Source organism: Streptomyces sp. NPDC043996, from assembly GCF_056435225.1.
The window spans coordinates 340,281-357,970 of the sequence record NZ_JBWKEY010000010.1 but is presented as its reverse complement, the minus strand read 5'-3'; the positions used below and the strand labels follow the sequence as shown (position 1 = coordinate 357,970).

The 17,690-nt window shown below is 70.3% G+C and carries 16 protein-coding genes; 7 read left to right on the top strand and 9 right to left on the bottom strand.

Annotated elements, in window-relative coordinates; genetic code table 11:
* Nucleotides 1-132: 132 nt before the first annotated feature.
* Entirely contained in the window at nt 133-1,470 is a 1,338-nt protein-coding gene (locus AC07A4_RS27045; RefSeq protein WP_478603090.1) for an MATE family efflux transporter, read from the bottom strand.
* A gap of 460 nt (nt 1,471-1,930) precedes the next feature.
* On the opposite strand from AC07A4_RS27045, the gene dnaB reads away from it, so the two are divergent.
* Nucleotides 1,931-3,394, top strand: a complete 1,464-nt coding sequence (dnaB, locus tag AC07A4_RS27040) for a replicative DNA helicase (protein WP_478603089.1) — start codon at nt 1,931-1,933, stop codon at nt 3,392-3,394.
* Here dnaB and AC07A4_RS27035 read toward each other — a convergent pair.
* On the bottom strand, nt 3,339-4,529 hold the full coding sequence (locus AC07A4_RS27035; RefSeq protein WP_478603087.1) for an FAD-dependent oxidoreductase: 1,191 nt from the start codon (nt 4,527-4,529) through the stop codon (nt 3,339-3,341). The two genes, dnaB and AC07A4_RS27035, sit on opposite strands and share 56 nt — an antisense overlap.
* Nucleotides 4,530-4,628: 99 nt before the next feature.
* Entirely contained in the window at nt 4,629-5,522 is an 894-nt protein-coding gene (locus AC07A4_RS27030) for an NADP-dependent oxidoreductase (protein ID WP_478603085.1), read from the bottom strand.
* Between the two features lie 70 nt (nt 5,523-5,592).
* On the opposite strand from AC07A4_RS27030, the gene AC07A4_RS27025 reads away from it, so the two are divergent.
* On the top strand, nt 5,593-6,165 hold the full coding sequence (locus AC07A4_RS27025) for a TetR/AcrR family transcriptional regulator (RefSeq protein WP_478603083.1): 573 nt from the start codon (nt 5,593-5,595) through the stop codon (nt 6,163-6,165).
* 101 nt (nt 6,166-6,266) lie between these two features.
* On the opposite strand, the gene AC07A4_RS27020 is transcribed toward AC07A4_RS27025, so the two are convergent.
* Together AC07A4_RS27020 and AC07A4_RS27015 are read right to left on the bottom strand one after the other, a co-directional pair.
* Entirely contained in the window at nt 6,267-7,400 is a 1,134-nt protein-coding gene (locus AC07A4_RS27020; protein WP_478603081.1) for an NAD(P)/FAD-dependent oxidoreductase, read from the bottom strand.
* Between the two features lie 115 nt (nt 7,401-7,515).
* Entirely contained in the window at nt 7,516-8,388 is an 873-nt protein-coding gene (locus AC07A4_RS27015) for an RNA polymerase sigma-70 factor (protein ID WP_478603080.1), read from the bottom strand.
* 206 nt (nt 8,389-8,594) lie between these two features.
* Here AC07A4_RS27015 and AC07A4_RS27010 point away from each other — a divergent pair, with 206 nt between their 5' ends.
* A complete protein-coding gene (locus AC07A4_RS27010; protein ID WP_478603078.1) occupies nt 8,595-9,965 on the top strand; it encodes a serine hydrolase domain-containing protein in 1,371 nt (456 codons plus the stop codon).
* Nucleotides 9,966-10,097: 132 nt separating this feature from the next.
* Here the strand turns inward: AC07A4_RS27010 and AC07A4_RS27005 are convergent, their stop codons facing one another.
* Together AC07A4_RS27005 and AC07A4_RS27000 are read right to left on the bottom strand one after the other, a co-directional pair.
* Complete coding sequence (locus tag AC07A4_RS27005; protein WP_478603076.1) at nt 10,098-10,550, bottom strand: N-acetyltransferase family protein; 453 nt, start codon at nt 10,548-10,550, stop codon at nt 10,098-10,100.
* Between the two features lie 75 nt (nt 10,551-10,625).
* Nucleotides 10,626-11,084 carry a MarR family winged helix-turn-helix transcriptional regulator gene (locus tag AC07A4_RS27000; RefSeq protein WP_478603075.1) on the bottom strand — a complete coding sequence of 153 codons (459 nt, stop codon included), beginning with the start codon at nt 11,082-11,084 and terminating at the stop codon, nt 10,626-10,628.
* Between the two features lie 176 nt (nt 11,085-11,260).
* Between AC07A4_RS27000 and AC07A4_RS26995 the strand changes: the two genes are divergently transcribed.
* Both AC07A4_RS26995 and AC07A4_RS26990 read left to right on the top strand, forming a co-directional pair.
* Nucleotides 11,261-12,472: an MFS transporter gene (locus AC07A4_RS26995; protein WP_478603073.1), complete on the top strand. Its 1,212-nt coding sequence runs from the start codon at nt 11,261-11,263 to the stop codon at nt 12,470-12,472.
* A 94-nt stretch (nt 12,473-12,566) separates the two neighbouring features.
* Nucleotides 12,567-12,992 (top strand): GlcG/HbpS family heme-binding protein, encoded by a 426-nt coding sequence (locus tag AC07A4_RS26990; RefSeq protein ID WP_478603071.1) that lies wholly within the window; start codon nt 12,567-12,569, stop codon nt 12,990-12,992.
* Between the two features lie 110 nt (nt 12,993-13,102).
* Here AC07A4_RS26990 and AC07A4_RS26985 read toward each other — a convergent pair whose 3' ends face one another.
* Together AC07A4_RS26985 and AC07A4_RS26980 are read right to left on the bottom strand one after the other, a co-directional pair.
* Nucleotides 13,103-13,978: a GNAT family N-acetyltransferase gene (locus AC07A4_RS26985; protein ID WP_478603070.1), complete on the bottom strand. Its 876-nt coding sequence runs from the start codon at nt 13,976-13,978 to the stop codon at nt 13,103-13,105.
* 4 nt (nt 13,979-13,982) lie between these two features.
* Nucleotides 13,983-14,573 (bottom strand): DUF2269 domain-containing protein, encoded by a 591-nt coding sequence (locus tag AC07A4_RS26980; RefSeq protein ID WP_478603177.1) that lies wholly within the window; start codon nt 14,571-14,573, stop codon nt 13,983-13,985.
* A 76-nt stretch (nt 14,574-14,649) separates the two neighbouring features.
* On the opposite strand from AC07A4_RS26980, the gene AC07A4_RS26975 reads away from it, so the two are divergent.
* Together AC07A4_RS26975 and AC07A4_RS26970 are read left to right on the top strand one after the other, a co-directional pair.
* The gene (locus AC07A4_RS26975; RefSeq protein ID WP_478603068.1) at nt 14,650-15,282 is read left to right on the top strand and encodes an HAD family hydrolase; all 633 of its coding nucleotides are present in this window, start codon (nt 14,650-14,652) and stop codon (nt 15,280-15,282) included.
* A gap of 392 nt (nt 15,283-15,674) precedes the next feature.
* On the top strand, nt 15,675-17,663 hold the full coding sequence (locus AC07A4_RS26970) for a globin domain-containing protein (RefSeq protein WP_478603066.1): 1,989 nt from the start codon (nt 15,675-15,677) through the stop codon (nt 17,661-17,663).
* The last annotated feature ends 27 nt before the right edge of the window (nt 17,664-17,690 follow it).

Here is a 17,690-nt window from a genome sequence, read left to right as displayed (position 1 = left end):
TGCGGTGGAGCTGACCGTTTCACGTGAAACGGCCGTTTCACGTGAAACATCGTGTTGGCTCCAGCTGGTGGCTGGTGGCTGGTGGCTGGTGGCTGGTGGCTGGTGGCCGGTGGCCGGTGGCCCGCGCTCGCGTCAGCGCGTCGCCCCTGTGACGATCCAGCGGCCCGACCGGGAGCGCAGCCACAGCGTGAGCATGCGCACGGTCATCATGAGCGTCATCGCGACCCACAGGGTGGTGAGTGCCCCACCGAGGGTGGGCACGAGCAGCGCGACAGGCGTGAACACCGCCAGGGTGATCAGCATCGCCCAGGCCAGATAGGGCCCGTCCCCCGCGCCCATGAGGACGCCGTCGAGGACGTAGACGATGCCGCAGATCGGCTGGGCCAGGGCTATCACCATCAGGGCGGGCAGCGCCGCGTCCTGGACGGCGCTGTCGCTGGTGAACAGCGGGACGAAGACGGGCCGGGCCACGATGACGAGCAGGCCGAGGACGACACCCGAGGCGAAGCCCCACTGCACCATGCGGCGGCAGGCGTCGCGCGCGCCTTCCGCGTCGTTCGCTCCCAGGTAGCGGCCGATGATGGCCTGCCCGGCGATCGCGATGGCGTCCAGGGCGAAGGACAGCAGGCTCCACAGGGACAGGACGATCTGGTGGGCGGCGATGTCGGCGTCGCCGAGGCGGGCGGCCACGGCGGTGGCGATGACGAGGATCGCCTTCAGCGACAGGGTGCGGGCCAGGAGCGGGACGCCGGCCTGTGCGCAGGCCCTGATCCCGGCCGCGTCCGGGCGTAGTGAGGCGCCGTGGCGCCGGGCGCCACGGACGACGACGGTCAGATAGACGGCGGCCATGCCGAACTGGGCGAGCACGGTGCCCCAGGCGGACCCGGCGATGCCGAGGCCCGCGCCGTAGACGAGGAGCACATTGAGCAAGCCGTTCGCGACGAAGCCCCCCACGGCCACGTACAGCGGTGTCTTGGTGTCCTGGAGGCCGCGCAGGACACCGGTGGCGGCGAGCACCACCAGCATCGCGGGGATGCCGAGGATGGAGATCCGCAGATAGGTGATCGCGTACGGTGCCGCCGAGTCGGAGGCGCCGAAGAGGTCCACGACCGCGGGCGCCGTGGGCAGAGCGACGGCGATGACGGCGGCGCCGAGGATCAGGGCGAGCCAGATGCCGTCCATGCCCTGCCGGATGGCGGCCTGGAGGTCTCCGGCGCCGACGCGTCGGGATACGGCGGCGGTGGTGGCGTAGGCGAGGAAGACGAAGACGCTGACGGCCGTGGTCAGGAGGGCCGAGGCGATGCCGAGACCGGCGAGCTGCGCGGTGCCGAGGTGGCCGACGATGGCGCTGTCGGCCATGACGAAGAGAGGCTCCGCCACGAGCGCGCCGAAGGCGGGGACGGCGAGTGCGACGATCTCTCGGTCGTGTCGTCGCCGGGCGGCCTTGGGCGCCGCGGGAGCCTGTGTCATGGGCACCAATCTAATCTTCCACAGGTAAGAGATGCAATTGACTTAGGACCCTTACTCGGGTCCGGGTTGGGCGTCGCGGCCGACCACGCGCGGGGAGATCTTGGGCCGACCGGGGAAGTTTTTCTTCTGCACAGCCGGTGGATGGGAAAGGTGCAGGTCAGAGCGGGTGCGGAAAGTGCCCTGAGGGCTTGTTCACAGGGCTGTCCACCGGGTCGTGCACAGGTTTCCCGGGGTTCTCCACAGCATCGGGCCCGTCATACACAGCGCCTGTGGATAACCAGATTGGCTGACGGTGCCCGCGGGCCTACCGTGGTGCGGCGCCCGCCTCGTGCTGTCCTCGCGGAAACCAGGCAAATCCGACGCGTCAGAACCGGAGCTGGGCCCCCTTATTTGTCAGTGTCGTGCCGTAGGAAAGAAGGGCACGGCGAGGTCCGCGCGGCGGACGGGAGGAGGCGGCCCGGTGAGCATTTCCGAGCCCTTGGACGACCCGTGGGCCGACAGTGGTCCGGAGGACCGTCTGCCCGTGTCCGGCCCGCGCCGCGACGGCGGCCGAGGCCGTGACGAGCAGCACGATCGCGGCTGGGACGGCGGCGGCCCCTCGTTCGAGCGCGTACCGCCTCAGGACCTGGACGCGGAGCAGTCCGTGCTCGGCGGCATGCTGCTGTCGAAGGACGCCATCGCGGACGTCGTCGAGGTGCTCAAGGGGCACGACTTCTACCGCCCGGCCCATGAGACGGTCTTCACCGCGATCCTCGACCTGTACGCCAAGGGCGAGCCCGCCGACCCCATCACGGTCGCCGCCGAGCTCACCAAGCGCGGTGAGATCACCAAGGTCGGCGGCCCCTCGTATCTGCACTCGCTGGTCCAGACGGTCCCGACGGCGGCGAACGCCGAGTACTACGCGGAGATCGTGCACGAGCGCGCGGTCCTGCGCCGCCTGGTCGAGGCGGGCACGCGCATCACGCAGATGGGATACGCGGCGGACGGCGACGTCGACGAGATCGTCAACAGTGCCCAGGCCGAGATCTACGCCGTCACCGAGCAGCGCACCAGCGAGGACTATCTGCCGCTCGCGGACATCATGGAGGGCGCGCTCGACGAGATCGAGGCGATCGGCTCCCGCAGCGGCGAGATGACGGGCGTGCCCACCGGCTTCACCGACTTCGACTCGTTGACGAACGGCCTGCACCCCGGCCAGATGATCGTCATCGCGGCCCGCCCCGCCATGGGTAAGTCCACCCTGGCCCTCGACTTCGCGCGCGCCGCCTCCATCAAGCACAACTTGCCCAGCGTCATCTTCTCCCTGGAAATGGGGCGCAACGAGATCGCGATGCGCCTGCTGTCCGCGGAGGCGCGCGTGGCGCTGCACCACATGCGCTCCGGCACGATGACGGACGAGGACTGGACCCGGCTCGCGCGCCGCATGCCCGAGGTCTCGGCGGCGCCGCTCTACATCGACGATTCCCCGAACCTGTCGATGATGGAGATCCGCGCGAAGTGCCGCCGCCTCAAGCAGCGCGCCGACATCAAGCTCGTGATCATCGACTATCTGCAGCTCATGCAGTCCGGTGGCTCGAAGCGCGCCGAGAGCCGCCAGCAGGAAGTCTCGGACATGTCGCGAAACCTGAAGCTGCTCGCCAAGGAGCTGGAGGTTCCGGTCATCGCGCTCTCGCAGCTGAACCGTGGCCCCGAGCAGCGCACCGACAAGAAGCCCCAGGTCTCCGACCTGCGTGAATCCGGCTCCATCGAGCAGGACGCCGACATGGTGATCCTGTTGCACCGCGAGGACGCCTACGAGAAGGAGTCACCGCGCGCGGGCGAGGCGGACATCATCGTGGGCAAGCACCGTAATGGCCCCACGGCGACGATCACGGTCGCCTTCCAGGGCCACTACTCGCGCTTCGTGGACATGGCGCAGACGTAACGCACAAGGCCGCGGGGTCTTGGATTCCGGGGCCCGTGAAGAAACTGATCATCTCCTGGGGAGTGGGGTCGTGGGCGACCGCGGCGGCGGCCGCGGCGCCGCGGGGGAACAGGTTCCGCTCGTACGCGATGAGGGCTGCCTCGACGTCGTCGGGGTGTGCGGCGAGGGCCTTTCCGAGTTCGGCGCCGTCCTGCATCGCCAGGCCCGCGCCTTCACCGTTGGGCGTCGCGAGGTGGGCGGCGTCGCCGAGCAGGGTCACTCCCGGCACTCGGTCCCAGCGGTGCCCGACCGGCAGCGCGTGGAGGGGGCGCAGGACCGGTGCGGTGTCGCCTTCGGTGATCAGGGCGGTGAGTTCCGGTGCCCAGCCGTCGTACTCCTCCGCGATCCGCGCGGTGGCCGCGGCGGCATCGGTGAAATCGACGGTGGCGAACCAGTCCTGCGGCTTGGCCAGTGTGATGTAGGAGTGGAGGGTTCCGCCCTGCTCCCGGTGCGCCACGAGCCACTTCCCGTTCCCGTCCGGGTCGAGTGCCACGAGTGTCCCGCCACCGACCGCCTTCGCGGTGGCCGGGTGCCGGGTGTCGGCGTCGGGCAGGCGGGTCTCGACGAAGGACCGGCCGACGTATGCGGGTGTGGCGGCGGAGAGCAGCGGGCGGACGCGTGACCACGCGCCGTCCGCGCCGATCAGCAGGCTCGTGACGGCGGTGGCGCCGCCCGCGAAGGTCACCTCGTGGCGGCCCCCGGAGAGGGCGCGGACGCCGGTGGCCTTGTGGCCCCATCGCACGGTGCCGTCAGGGAGTGCGTCGAGCAGGATCCGCCGTAGCTCGCCGCGCTGCACCTCGGGGCTTGTGCCGGTGCCGTCATCGGCCCTTTCGAACAGGACGGTTCCGTTCCGGTCGAGGAGCCGTATCGCTTGGCGGCCCTCCAGGACGAGGGCTTGGAACTCGTCCATCAGGTCGGCCGCCTTGAGGGCGAGTTGGCCGTTGCGCTCGTGGATGTCGAGCATCCCGCCCTGCGAGCGCGCCGCCGGGGAGGACTCCGCCTCGTAGACCGTGGCGGGGATGCCATGGAGGTGCAGGACGCGGGCCAGGACGAGGCCGCCGAGACCGGCGCCGATGATCGTGACAGGGGTGCGCATGGGGCTCCTTTGCGTGTCGTGCACCTGCGGGATGGCTGCGGCTGGGTCACTGGAAGGAAGGCGGCCTGCGGGGCGGTGCCACCGGTGCGGGGCAGCGGCTCAGACGACGATGATCCGGCGTCCTCGGGTGTGACCGGCCTGGCTGTCGATGTGCGCCGCCGCCGCGTCGGCGAGCGGGTACGACTTCTCGACCGGAATGTGGAGCTTGCCCCGCGCGATGAGGTCGGCGGCCTCGGCGAGGGCTCGCGGCACGTTCCCGGTCACGCCGGAGAACCGGGCGCCGAGGTCCGGCGCGCTGAGGTCGGCGATCGAGATCACCTTCCGCGGGTCGCCGGTCAGTTCGGCGAGTTCACGGATCACGCCAGATCCGGCCAGGTCGAGCGCCGCGTCGACAGGGCCGAGCCTTCGCACCCGCTCGACCCAGCCCTCGCCGTACGTCGTGGCCAGGGCGCCCAGGCCACGCAGATAGTCCTGGTTCGCGGCCCCGGCCGTGCCGATCACCGTGATGCCGCGGTCGCGGGCGATCTGGAGCGCCGCCGATCCGACACCCCCGGACGCGCCGCTGACCAGCAGCGTCTGCCCAGGCCGCACCCCGACCTCATGGAGGACGCGCAGCGCGGTCTCCACCACGGAGGGGTATCCGGCGGCCTCTTCGAACGTCAGGCTCTCGGGCTTATGGGCCCAGGCCGCAAGGACGGCGAACTCGGCGTACGTGTTCGAGCCGCGTCCGAATACGTGGTCTCCGGCTTCGACCCCTTCGACGCCCGCACCGACCTCGTCCACCACCCCGGCGGCGTCCTGCCCGACCCCGGCGGGCAGCTCGATCGGGCGGGCCTGCTGGAACTGGCCTTCGCGGATCCTCCAGTCGACGGGGTTCACACCCGCCACCCGCACGGCGATGCGTATCTGGCCGGGGCCCGCGTGGGGCTCCTCGGCGTCTTCGAGGTGGAGAACGTCCGGACCGCCGAACTCGGCGAAGCTCACTCTCTTCATGCCGCCGACCGTAGCACTAGCGGTTAGGGTTTTGAAACGGTTTTTGTTTTGAATCTGGTAGTGTCAGGCCATGACCGTGCCGACGACCGGACGCCGCGAACGCAAGAAGGCCGCGACCCGCCAGAAGATCGCCGACACCGCCCTGCGGCTCTTCCTGGACCGTGGGTACGACGCGGTGGGCATCCGTGACGTGGCCGCCGAGGCCGACGTGGCCGTCACCACGCTCTTCTCCCACTTCGCCTCGAAAGAGGCCCTGGTGTTCGAGCAGGACGACAACTTCGAGCAGCGCCTCACGCAGGCGGTCACCGGGCGCGCGCCGCATGAACCGCTCATCCCCGCACTGCGCCACGAGATCCGGGCCATGGTCCGGCACTGCACGGCCGAGGGCTCCGCCCCGATCTACCGCATGATCGACGAGTCACGCGCCCTGCGGGAGTACGAGGAGTCGATGCGGCTGCGCCACGCGGAGTCGCTGGCCACGGCCCTCGTCGCCGATCCCGACCTGCCGCAGAGCGCGACGGCCTGCCGGACGCTCGCGAGGTTCGTGATCGACGCCTATGCGCTGGCCCGTGAGGCGGCCGAACCGGAGGCCGCGGTGGACGAGATCTTCCAGATGATCGAGGCGGCCTGGGACGCCGCCTGACCTTCCGCGACCCTCACCCGCGAGGCCGGGCCCGCCCTGGCGGCAGGCCCGAGGACGTCAGCCCCTCCACGAAACCCGGCATCTGCTCTGACCAGGAAGGTTCAGGCGCTTGCCTTCGCGCCACGGGGCGCGAGCTTGACCAGGGCCGGGTGGCGCTGGGCGGACAGGGCACTACGGACGACGAACTCCTTGTAGAAGGCCGCGGTGCGCCCGGTGAGCACGCGCTCGACGGGGGTGTCGTCGTCGCGCACGAACTGGATGAGACCATCGCGGCGGCCCAGGCTCAGGCACTGGTTGACGTAGCGGAAGCGCAGCGGGCGCGGGGTGCGGCCCGCGAGACGGTCAGTGATCGCCTGGGCCACGTGCCCGGCGGCCGGCAGCCCGGTGGCGCAGGCCATGCGCAGCTCCTGCCCGTTCTGCCGACGGGCGGCGGCCGCGTCACCGATGGCGTACACATCCGGGTGCGACACCGAGCGCAGTGTCTCGTCGACGACCATGCGGCCCTGGTCGTCCACCGCGAACCCGGCCTCGCGGGCGATCTCCGGCACACGGAAACCCGTCGTCCACACCACCGTGTCCGCGGGGAGGAGCGCGCCATCGGCGAGCAGGACGCCGTCCGCGCGGACCTGCGTGACCCGGGCGCCGTCCCTTACCTCCACGCCCAGCCGGTCGAAGACGCGCCGCAGGTGCTGCCGCCCTCGCTCGGACAGCGCCGCGCCGAGCTCGCCCCCGCAGACCAGGCGTACCTTCACCTCAGGTCGCGTCTCGGCCAGTTCGGCCGCCGCCTCGATGCCGGTGAGTCCGCCGCCGACGACCGTGACGCTGCCGCCTTCGGACAGGCGTGCCCGCAGCCGCGCCGCGTCATCGGCGACCGCGAGCGTGTACGCGTGCTCCGCCACCCCCGGCACGGCGTCGCGGTCGGCGAAGCTGCCCAGGGCGTAGACCAGGGTGTCGTACGCGAGGGGCGCGCCGTCGGCGAGGACGACCTCGCGGCGGGTGGCGTCGACCGCGACGATCCGGTCGACCACCAACTCAACGGGCGCTCCCGCGAGCAGCTGGGCGATGGGCCGCTGCCGCACGACCTGACCCGCCGCGACCTGGTGCACACGGACCCGCTCGACGAACCGGTCACTCGCGTTGACCAGGATCACGCGGGTTCCGGGGCGCTTGGCGATCGACTTGGCCGCGACCACTCCCGCGTAGCCCGCTCCCAGAACCACGATGCGCGCTGCCATCACGCTCTCCTTCCGACGTCCCGACGCCGATGTGGCGTCACAAGGTCGACGGGATGAGGGCGCCGATCCGTGACATCTCCCGGCGAGACGTGGGCCACATGGCCGGGCGCGGGCGTCAGGCCGACTGCGCCGCGGCGAAGGCGAGCTTCGCCGGATTCACCAGGTTGCGCACGGCCGTCACGTTCCCGTCCTCGAACTCCAGATGCATCACGGCGATGAGCGCACCGCCGAGGTGCGCCACGACCGCCGGTTCGCCGTTGACGGTGCGGACGTCGAAGACCGCGCCGGCGACGCGTGGATGGGAGGCGACGCCGATCAGCAGGCGTGCGACCTTGTCCGCTCCGAAGACCGGGCGTCGTGCCGCGGACACCTTGCCACCGCCGTCCGACCAGACGACGACGTCCTTGGCCAGCAGCCGCTCAAGCCCCGCCACATCGCCGTCCGTCGCCGCGGTCAGGAACTGGCGCACCATCTCCGCGCGGTGCTCCGGGTCCGCGGTGAAGCGCTGCCGCGGCTGCCGCACATGGTCACGGGCGCGCCGGTACAACTGCCGCGCATGATCTTCCGAGACCTCCAGCACATCCGCTATGTCCGCGTGCGGATATCCGAAGGCCTCACGCAGGACGAAGGCCGCCCGCTCGGCGGGCGTCAGCCGTTCCAGGAGGACGAGCAGACCGATCGACACGGAGTCACGCTGCTCGACGGTATCCAGCGGACCCAACTGTCCCGTGTCGGTGAACACCGGTTCGGGCAGCCAGGGGCCGACATAGCTCTCGCGGCGGGCGCGCGCCGAGCTCAGCCGGTTGAGGCAGAGGTTGGTCACCACCTTGGAGAGCCAGGCCGACGGCGTGTCCACCGGCCCGCTGCCGGCCCAGCGCATATACGCGTCCTGCACGACGTCTTCGGCTTCGGCGGCTTGGCCCAGCATCCGATACGCCAGGCCGAACATCCGCGGGCGGTTCTTCTCGTACGTGGCCAGCTTGTCCATCGGCGCGGCTTCCCGATCTTGGTCATGGGGCAGAGGGACCACCCTCCCCGCCAGGGCATCCGGTGCGCAACAGGGGGTGTTTCACGTGAAACATCACAGGAGGCGCGGCGTGGTCGGTCAGGATGCCGTCGCGATGCGCCTTCGGGTGACGGGGCACCTCGTAAATGGACTCGACGCGGGGACTATGCCCCCTATGGACTGGCCCCATGACGAACGAAGATCTGCTTCCGGCGACCCGAAGGGCCCTGACCCATCGCATCGCCACCGCCCAGGCACAAGGGCGCGCCCCGTCGCTGACCGCCGCCGTCGTGCGCGGGGGCGAGCTGGTGTGGACCGGTGCGCGTACCTCGGTGGAGGGCCACGGACCGGACGAGAACGTGCAGTACCGCATCGGGTCCATCACCAAGACGTTCACCGCTGTCCTGGTGATGCGTCTGCGCGACGAGGGCCTTCTTGATCTGTCCGACCCGCTGGAGAAGCATCTGCCCGGCACCGGTGTCGGTGAGGTCACCATCGCCGATCTGCTGTCGCATCAGGGTGGCCTCGCGGCTGAGACCCCCGGTGAGTGGTGGGAGCGCAGCTCCGCGACCCTGCGGCCCGAGCTGAGTGACGTTCTGGGCGAGCAGCCCTTCAAGCACCCCGCCGGCCGCCGCTTCCATTACTCCAACCCCGGCTACACGGTGCTCGGTTCGCTGATCGAGGAGCTGCGCGGTGCCCCGTGGGAGGAAGTGCTGCGGCGTGAGGTCCTCGAACCCCTCGGTCTGCACCGGACGAGCGGGCAGCCCCAGGCTCCTCACGCAGGTGGTTGGGCCGTGCACCCGTGGGCCGACGTGATGATGCCCGAGCCGGTGGAGGACCTGGGGCTGATGGCTCCGGCCGGTCAGCTGTGGTCGACGACGGCCGACCTGGGGCGGTTCGCCGTCTTCCTGATGCACGGCGACGACCGTGTGCTGCGCGTGGAATCGGTCCGGGAGATGCGGACGCCCACAGCCATCGCCGGAGAACCCTCCGAGCAGGCGTACGGTCTCGGCGTCGGCATCGTGCGGTACGACGGCCGCACACTCGCCGGGCACGGGGGCTCGCTCCCCGGTTTCGTCGCCGCCCTGTGGACCTGCGAGGAGGACGACGTCGCCGCGGTGGTCCTGGCCAACTGCACGTCGGGGCTGCCCGTGATGGTGACGGCGGCCGAACTCGTAGGGATCGTGGCGGAGGCCGAGCCGCGCATCCCCGAGCCGTGGCGGCCCCTGCCGGAAGTCGACCAGTCCGTCCTGGAGTTGGCCGGGCCCTGGTACTGGGGGACGAGCCTCCAGGTGCTGCGCCTCGCGCCTGAGGGCGCCGTCCAGCTGGGCCCGGCGGCCGGTGGCGGGCGCGATTCGCTGTTCCGGCCGAACGGTGACGGGACGTGGACGGGGCTCGACGGGTACTACGCGGGGGAGCTGCTGCGGGCGGTTCGGCGTCCGGACGGGTCGGTGAGCCATCTCGACGTGGCGTCCTTCGTCTTCACACGTGAGCCGTATGACCCGAAGGCTCCGGTACCGGGTGGGGTGGACCCGGCGGGGTGGCGAGGGCTCGCCTAGGGCTTCAGAGCGACCAAGGGTGGCTGTTTCACGTGAAACAGCCACCCTTGGCGTGATGTGTGAAGGGAGTCATGCCCGCTTCCCGATTCCCCCGCTTCTGCCTTCCGTTCCGCACAGGGGGCTACATCCGCTTCAGAGCTGCAGCTTGAAGCCCACGTGTGAGGCCGTGAACCCCAAGCGCTCATAGAAGCGGTGGGCGTCGGTGCGGCTGACGTCCGAGGTCAGCTGCACCAACTGGCAGCCCTGACGCCGGGATTCGTCGACGGCCCACTCGATGAACCGGGTGCCGAGGCCGCTGCCCCGCTCCTCGGCGTGCACCCGCACTCCCTCGATGATCGACCGGGTGGCGCCCTTCCGGGAGAGGCCCGGGATGATCGTGAGCTGGAGCGTGCCTACGACGCGGCCCTCGCGCACGGCGACGACCAGGTGCTGGTTCGGGTCCTCGGCGAGCCGCTCGTACGCCGTGAGGTACGGGGTGAAGTCGTCCAGCGACTCGCGCTGGGCGCCCAGGGGATCGTCGGCCAGCATGGCCACGATCGCGGGGATGTCGTCGCTGATGGCGGGGCGTATCTCAAGATCTCCCATGGCCGCACCTTATGCGCACGCCGCCCGAGTGGTCAGCCCGGGCGGAGGCCTCCGCCGCCCGGGCCGTTGCCGCCGTCAGGCCGGTGTGCGTACCGTCTCGACCGCCCTGACCAGCGGGGCGAGCTCCGGGTTCTTCGCGGCCTCGTCGAGCGCCTCACGCAGGGCCGTGTCGTTCGTGGGCCGTGCCTCGGCGAGCAGCGTGGTGCCGCTTTCGCTGACGTTGGTGTAGATGCCGCGCCGGTCCGTCGGGCACAGATAGCGCGAGAGCAGGCCGCGTTCCTCGAGCCGGGTGACCAGGCGGGTGGTGGCGCTCTGGCTGAGGACGACGGCGTCGGCGACCTGCTTCATCTGCAGATGGCCACCCTCGCCGTCGTGCTGGCGGCTGAGGACGTCGAGAAGGCTGTACTCCCGCACGCTCAGGTCGTGCTTGGCCTGGAGTGCGCGCTCGACATGAGCCTCGATCTTGCCGTGGAGCAGGGAGAGCGCGCACCAGCCCTGGGCGAGCGCGGTGAGTGCGGGGTCGGTCGCTGTCATGCCTGTTCCTCCGTCTTCTGCGTCCCCGGAGCCGCTGCGTCCGTCTTCTGCGTCTCGGAGTCGCTGCGTCCAGGATAGTCGACTGCCGCAATATCCGGCGCTTGCAATTAACCCGCGTCTGCAACTATTGTGGACGCACGTTAAGCGCTCCTGCAACCGTCTGGAGGGTGGCTCCCATGCCTCTCGCGCTTCTAGCCCTCGCGATCGGGGCTTTCGGAATCGGCACCACAGAATTCGTGATCATGGGGCTTCTTCCCGAGGTCGCGGGTGACTTCGACGTCTCCATCCCCACCGCCGGGTTCCTCGTCACCGGCTATGCCCTGGGCGTCGTGCTCGGCGCCCCGCTGATGACCGCGCTCGGCACGCGCATCTCGCGCAAGCGGATGCTGATGCTGCTGATGGGCCTGTTCATCGCGGGCAATCTGCTCTCGGCCGTGGCCCCGGCCTTCGGCGTGATGCTGGCCGGGCGCGTCGTCGCCTCGCTCGCCCATGGCGCCTTCTTCGGCATCGGCTCGGTCGTCGCGGCCGAACTGGTCGCACCGGAGAAGAAGGCCGGGGCCATCGCCACCATGTTCTCGGGCCTGACCGTGGCCAACGTGGTCGGCGTACCGCTCGGCACCTTCGTCGGCCAGGCCATCGGCTGGCGGATCACCTTCGTCATCGTCGCCGCCCTGGGCGTCGTCGGCCTGATCGGTGTCGCCAAGCTCGTACCTGACCTGCCCAAGCCCGCAGGCGTGAGCCTGCGCCACGAGGTCGGCGCGTTCCGCAATGTGCAGGTGCTGCTCGCCATGGCGATGACCGTCCTCGGCTTCGGCGGCGTGTTCGCGGCCATCACCTACATCACGCCGATGATGACCGAGGTCGCCGGCTACTCGGAATCCGGTGTGACCTGGCTGCTCGTCCTGTTCGGCCTCGGCATGGTCGGCGGCAACCTGATCGGCGGCCGGTTCGCGGACCGCGCGCTGATGCCCATGCTGTACGTCTCGCTCGGCGCCCTGGCCCTGGTGCTCGGCCTCTTCACGCTCACCGCCCACAACAAGATCGCCGCGGCGGTGACCATCGTCCTCATCGGCGCCCTGGGCTTCGCGACCGTGCCGCCGCTGCAGAAGCGGGTCCTCGACCAGGCCTCCGGCGCACCCACGCTCGCCTCCGCCGTCAACATCGGCGCCTTCAACCTGGGCAACGCCCTGGCGGCCTGGCTCGGCGGGGTCGTCATCTCCACGGGGCTCGGCTACACCGCCCCCAACTGGGTCGGCGCCCTGCTCGCCGCCTCCGCTCTCGCCCTCGCGATCCTGTCGGCTGCCCTGGAGCGCTGGTCCGCCGCGCCCAGCAAGGTCGTCACGGGCCACACCCCGGTCGCCGAGAGGGTGACCGCCGCCCACCACTGACCCACCCGCCGCAGAGCATCACCCCGCCCCGCGGACCACCGGAGCCTGACTCCGGCCCTCCACCGATGACCGTTCCACCAAGGAGAACCCCCTCGTGAGCACCACCCCCGCTGCTGTCGCCCCGCTGACCACCGCCGATGCTGAAGCCCTCGTGAACGCGGCCCGCCGCGCCGCCGAAGCGGCCGGTGTCACCGTCAGCGTCACCGTCCTCGACGCCGGTGGCCACCTGCTCGCCTTCCGGCGCGACGACCGGGCCGTGCTGATCTCCGGCGAGACCAGCACCCGCAAGGCGTACACCGCGCTCCAGCTGAACGCCCCGACCGCCGACCTCGTCGATGCGGTGCAGCCCGGCGGCCTCTTCCACACGCTGCCCACGGCGCTCGACCGGCCGCTGCTGTTCATCGCGGGCGGCGTGCCCGTGCACCGCGACGGCCGCCTCATCGGGGCGATCGGCGTCGGCGGTGGCGCGCCGGAGCAGGACCACGGCTTCGCGACGGCGGCGGTGCAGGCGCTGGCCTAGGGCCCGCCAGGCTCCACTGAGCCTCTCCTCTCCGCAGCAGAAAGCCCGTTCGCACGCACCGCTTGGGTGTGTGAGAACGGGCTTTCGCGTGTCCGCGGCCCCGCTGGGCCTCAGCCCGCCGCCACCGTCAACGGAGCGAACCGGCGCGTCCAGTCTCCGGGCAGCTCCGAGACTCCGTACGTCATCACGGAGTTGAAGGCGACGGACTCCATGCCATTGGCCTTCACCCAGGTCAGCAGCGTTTCGTGGCGCACGTCGATGTCCGTGCGCAGCGGGCGGTCCGTGCGGGTCCCGAGCGAGGCGATGAGCGCCTTGGCCGTGTCCGTGTCCCGGGCGATCAACGGGCCGATGACATGGGTGTCCATGTTCGGCCAGGCGCCCGCGTAGCCGATGATCTCGCCGTCCGCCTCCGCCACCCGCAGCTGGTCCGTGAAGGCCGGGAGCCGAGTGATCATGTGGGTGCGGTCGAGGCCGAAGACCTCGGTGTCGAGCCGCACCAAGGTGGGGAGGTCCTCCGCCGTCGCCGCCCGCGTGGTGATGTCCGGCACCGGTGCCGAAGGGCTGAGATTGAAGTGCCCCTTGACCATTTCGGCGCGGCCGGTGTTCTTGAAGCCGAGCTGTTCGTAGAGCGGGCGGCCGTTCGGCGTCGCGTGGAGCGTGAGCGGGGTGGTGCCCGCGGTCTCGACGACATGACGCATCAGATGGCGGCCGATGCCCTTGCGGGCCTGCCGCTCGGCGACCAGCACCATGCCGATCGCCGAGAGCCCGGGGTTCTCGTACGGCCCGTAGTGCGTCACGACGCACGCGGCGATGAGACCGGGGCCGTCGGGGGCGTCGATGCCGTAGCCCTTTCCGGCCGCGAGGAGGAGTCCCCATTTGTGTTCCTCGCGGGGCCAGCCGCGGTCTTCGGACAGATCGGCGCAGGCGGTGAGGTCGCGGGGGGTGAGCCGGCGGATGGGCAGTGCGGAGAGGGAAGGTGTCGACACGCGGTCAGGCTGTCTGACGCACGACCTCGCCGTCCACCACTTTGTGGGGAGAAGCACTCTGCTTTTGGCCAAGCTGCCGGTGATCACGCTGATCTCGCTGGTGAGCGGTGCGCAGTCGTCGGCCGCGACGGGTCATGCCCCAGGGCTTGAGCACGGAGATGGCCGTCATGAAGAGGTAAGCACTCAGCGAGACGATGGGGCCCGCGATGAGGTCGGTCGAGCTTGCCAAGGGCTCTCCCGCCGACACCCTCTCAGCGGCCTCGCTGACCCCCGGACGCAGCGCGAAGGTCGACGCGGCCGTCGTCGCCAGGGTCAGCCAGAACTTCGTGTAGACCCAGCGATGGCGGGCGAGCCCCCAGGACGTCCCGAGGGAGAGCAGAAGGCCGCTCAGCAGCGTGAGGAACGCCAGCGGCAGGACGAGCCAGTCGGTGAAGACCTTCATCGCGCGGACGGAGGCTTCGACGGCCGGATCGGAGTCGGTGGTGATCGCCGCCGTGGCGAGTGCGAGGAGCCCAAGGGTGAGCCCGAGCCAGCCGGCGGAGGCGGCGACATGGACGACGAGGATGGCCCGACGAGCGGGGCGACGTAGTTTCACGTGAAACACCGTGCCGGGCGTGCTGGCCGACGGCGTCTGACAGCGGGAGTAACCGCGCGTACTAGCCTCGGCGTACATGGCACGCCTACACCTCTTCGACCTGGATGGAACGCTGCTGTACGGCACGGCGGCACCCGTGGAGATCTCCCGCCAACTGGGCCTGGACCGGGAAATAGCCGCGATCGAGCGAGATTTCATCGGGGGGCACATCGACTCGGCCGGGTATGGCCTACGGGTGCGTGAGCTGTGGGCAGAGCTCACGGACGCGCAGGTGGCGGCGGCCTTCGACGGGGCGCCCTGGCTATCCGGGATCCAGGACACCTGGGCCGAGATCCGGGCGAACGGTGACTACTGCGCCGTGGTCTCCCTCTCGCCCTCGTTCTTCGTGGAGCGTCTCCTCGGGTGGGGTGCGCACGCCGCGTTCGGCTCGCAGTTTCCCGCTGTTCCGTTCACCGAGCCCGTGAAACCCGAGGGCATCCTCAACGCCGCGGCCAAGGTGGAGATCGCGAACCGGCTCTGTGAAGAGTTGGGGGTGGCTCCGGCCGACTGCGTCGCCTATGGCGACTCGCTGTCCGATCTGGATCTGTTCACCGCGGTGCCCGTTTCGGTCGCGGTCAACGCGGACCCGCGCCTGGTGGAGCTGGCCACGCACACGTATGTCGGGCGAGATTTGCGAAAGGCGTACGAACTGGTGCGCACGCCGGTATAGGAAGCAATTGGCGGGCGCGGATCCGGTAATTCCGAGTGAGCGAAGGGCACTTGTGTGTGCGACGGCTGCCGGTATGGTCGACTCCGGCTGGAGCCGGGCGTGTTCCGGTGCGCGCCGAGTGCGCCGGGAAGTGCGCCCCAGGGGCGCACGCGCAGATCAACAAAGCTTAACGGGGTAAAGAGATCGAAAACCCCTTCTTTTCGCTATGGGCTCCGCACAATGGATATAGATGCGATGCTGCCGGTGAGGTGACTGCGGCCAATGTCACATTTGCTCCCTACTTGTCCGTAAGGCGTGGGGTGCCAGGGTTCAATGTGATCGACATGGGCAGCCGAGGCAGGGCGGGTACAGCGAGCATCTTCCGGTGAGGAAGTGCGCGGACCGACTGAGAGATGTTCGAGGCGAGGCACAGCATGGACGCTCCGACCACCACGTCGGCGGGCAACGGCACTTCCGGGGACAACGGCAGTGGTTGGTTCACGCCACGCAGGGCGCCACAGCGATCGTCCGACGCGGAGCCGTCTCAGCCGGAGGGCGTCGAGAGCACCGAGGGCCACGATGGCCGCGAGGGCCCGGCGGGTGCGAAGCCGGGTGCCGCGCCGGGAGCCGACAGCGGCGACCACCAGGCGCCGCCGGGGCGGCGAGTGTCCTCGATACGGCCCCTTGGTAGACCCTCCGCTGGGGCCATCGGAATGAGTGGGGCTGCGGGGGCTGTTGGGGCTACCGAGGCCCAGGCAGCCGAGGTTTCCCAGGGGGCTGTGGATGCCACTGAGTCCCAGGAGTTCCGGGAGGTTCAGGAACCCCGGACGGTCCAGGACCCCCGGGACGTCCAGGATCCCCAACAATCCCGAACGGTTCAGGACCCCCCGCAGCCCAGGGCCGCTTCCGAGGCAGGCACGGCCCGAATACCGCCCACCTCAAGCTCCTTGCCGAGCCCGAGCCCGGGCGTGAACCCAAGCCCCATCCCGGCCGCGAACCCGCAGGGCCCTCCGAGGCCAATCCCCAGCGCGCACCCGCACACGACCCCAAGGCCGGACCTGAGCCCAGCCGTGACACCCGCCGTCCCCGAGGCGGGCGCCGCAAGGGCCGGAGCCGCACTCTCCTTGAGGTCCAGGACCGAGCCCGCACCCGCAGCACCGGCGGTACCGGCAGCACCGGCGGTACCGGTGGCACCCGCAGCACCGGTGGCACCGGCCGTACTGGCGGCACCGACAGCCCCACCAGAAGACGCGAAACCGTCCCTCCCCAGCGCCCCGAAGCCGTCCCCGGACGCCTCCCCCGACGCTGTCCTTGTCCAGCGCACGATGGCCGAGATCGCTCCCGTAGCCGACAAGGTCACCTCGTACTTCTACGCGCTTCTCTTCACCCGCCACCCCGACCTGCGCGCGCTGTTCCCCGCGGCGATGGACACCCAGCGCGACCGGCTGCTCGCGGCGCTCCTCACGGCCGCGGAGCACATCGACGACACCGACGTCCTCGTCGACTATCTGCGCAACCTCGGCCGCGGGCACCGCAAGTACGGCACTCAGGCCGAGCACTACCCGGCCGTCGGCGAATGCCTGATCGGCGCGCTGAGCCGATACGCGAGCGCCGTCTGGGACGAGGAGACCGAGGCCGCCTGGGTCCGCGCGTACACCACGATCTCCCAGGTCATGATCGACGCGGCCGCCGAGGACGAACTGCGGGCGCCCGCCTGGTGGTACGCCGAAGTCGTCTCGCACGACCTGCGGACGCCCGATATCGCTGTCATCACGGTCCGCCCCGACCAGCCGTACCCGTTCCTCGCGGGGCAGTACACGAGCCTGGAAACGCCCTGGTGGCCGCGTATATGGCGGCACTACTCATTCGCTTCGGCGCCCCGCTCCGACGGGCTGCTCGCCTTCCACGTCAAGGCGATACCGGCCGGCTGGGTCTCCAACGCGCTGGTGCACCATGCCCGGCCCGGTGATGTGATCCGGCTCGGGGCTCCGGCCGGTTCCATGACCGTGGACCACAGCACGAACAGCGGGCTGCTCTGTCTCGGCGGCGGCACCGGCATCGCGCCCATCAAGGCACTGGTCGAAGACGTCGCCGAACACGGCAGGCGACGCCCAGTGGAGGTCTTCTACGGCGCCCGCACCAACCACGACCTGTACGACATCGACACCATGCTGCGGCTCCAGCAGACCCACCCGTGGCTTGAGGTCCGCCCGGTCGTCGACGACCGGGCCCAACTGCCGGACGCGGTCCGCGAGTACGGGCCGTGGAACGAGTACGACGCCTATCTGTCGGGCCCGCCCGGCATGATCCGCAGCGGTGTCGACGCACTGCGGGACGTGGGGATCCCGGCGGGCCGCATCCGGCACGACGCGGTGGAGGAACTGGTCGCGGCCGGCGACTGACCCACCCGCCGAAGGGCGGGCCGCTAG

Coding starts and splice junctions, on each gene's coding strand:
- AC07A4_RS27045 (WP_478603090.1), bottom strand. CDS start 1,470: ATGACACAGGCTCCCGCGGCGCCCAAGGCCGCCCGGCGACGACACGAC.
- AC07A4_RS27035 (WP_478603087.1), bottom strand. CDS start 4,529: ATGCGCACCCCTGTCACGATCATCGGCGCCGGTCTCGGCGGCCTCGTC.
- AC07A4_RS27030 (WP_478603085.1), bottom strand. CDS start 5,522: ATGAAGAGAGTGAGCTTCGCCGAGTTCGGCGGTCCGGACGTTCTCCAC.
- AC07A4_RS27025 (WP_478603083.1), top strand. CDS start 5,593: ATGACCGTGCCGACGACCGGACGCCGCGAACGCAAGAAGGCCGCGACC.
- AC07A4_RS27020 (WP_478603081.1), bottom strand. CDS start 7,400: ATGGCAGCGCGCATCGTGGTTCTGGGAGCGGGCTACGCGGGAGTGGTC.
- AC07A4_RS27015 (WP_478603080.1), bottom strand. CDS start 8,388: ATGGACAAGCTGGCCACGTACGAGAAGAACCGCCCGCGGATGTTCGGC.
- AC07A4_RS27010 (WP_478603078.1), top strand. CDS start 8,595: ATGACGAACGAAGATCTGCTTCCGGCGACCCGAAGGGCCCTGACCCAT.
- AC07A4_RS27005 (WP_478603076.1), bottom strand. CDS start 10,550: ATGGGAGATCTTGAGATACGCCCCGCCATCAGCGACGACATCCCCGCG.
- AC07A4_RS27000 (WP_478603075.1), bottom strand. CDS start 11,084: ATGACAGCGACCGACCCCGCACTCACCGCGCTCGCCCAGGGCTGGTGC.
- AC07A4_RS26995 (WP_478603073.1), top strand. CDS start 11,261: ATGCCTCTCGCGCTTCTAGCCCTCGCGATCGGGGCTTTCGGAATCGGC.
- AC07A4_RS26975 (WP_478603068.1), top strand. CDS start 14,650: ATGGCACGCCTACACCTCTTCGACCTGGATGGAACGCTGCTGTACGGC.
- AC07A4_RS26970 (WP_478603066.1), top strand. CDS start 15,675: ATGTTCGAGGCGAGGCACAGCATGGACGCTCCGACCACCACGTCGGCG.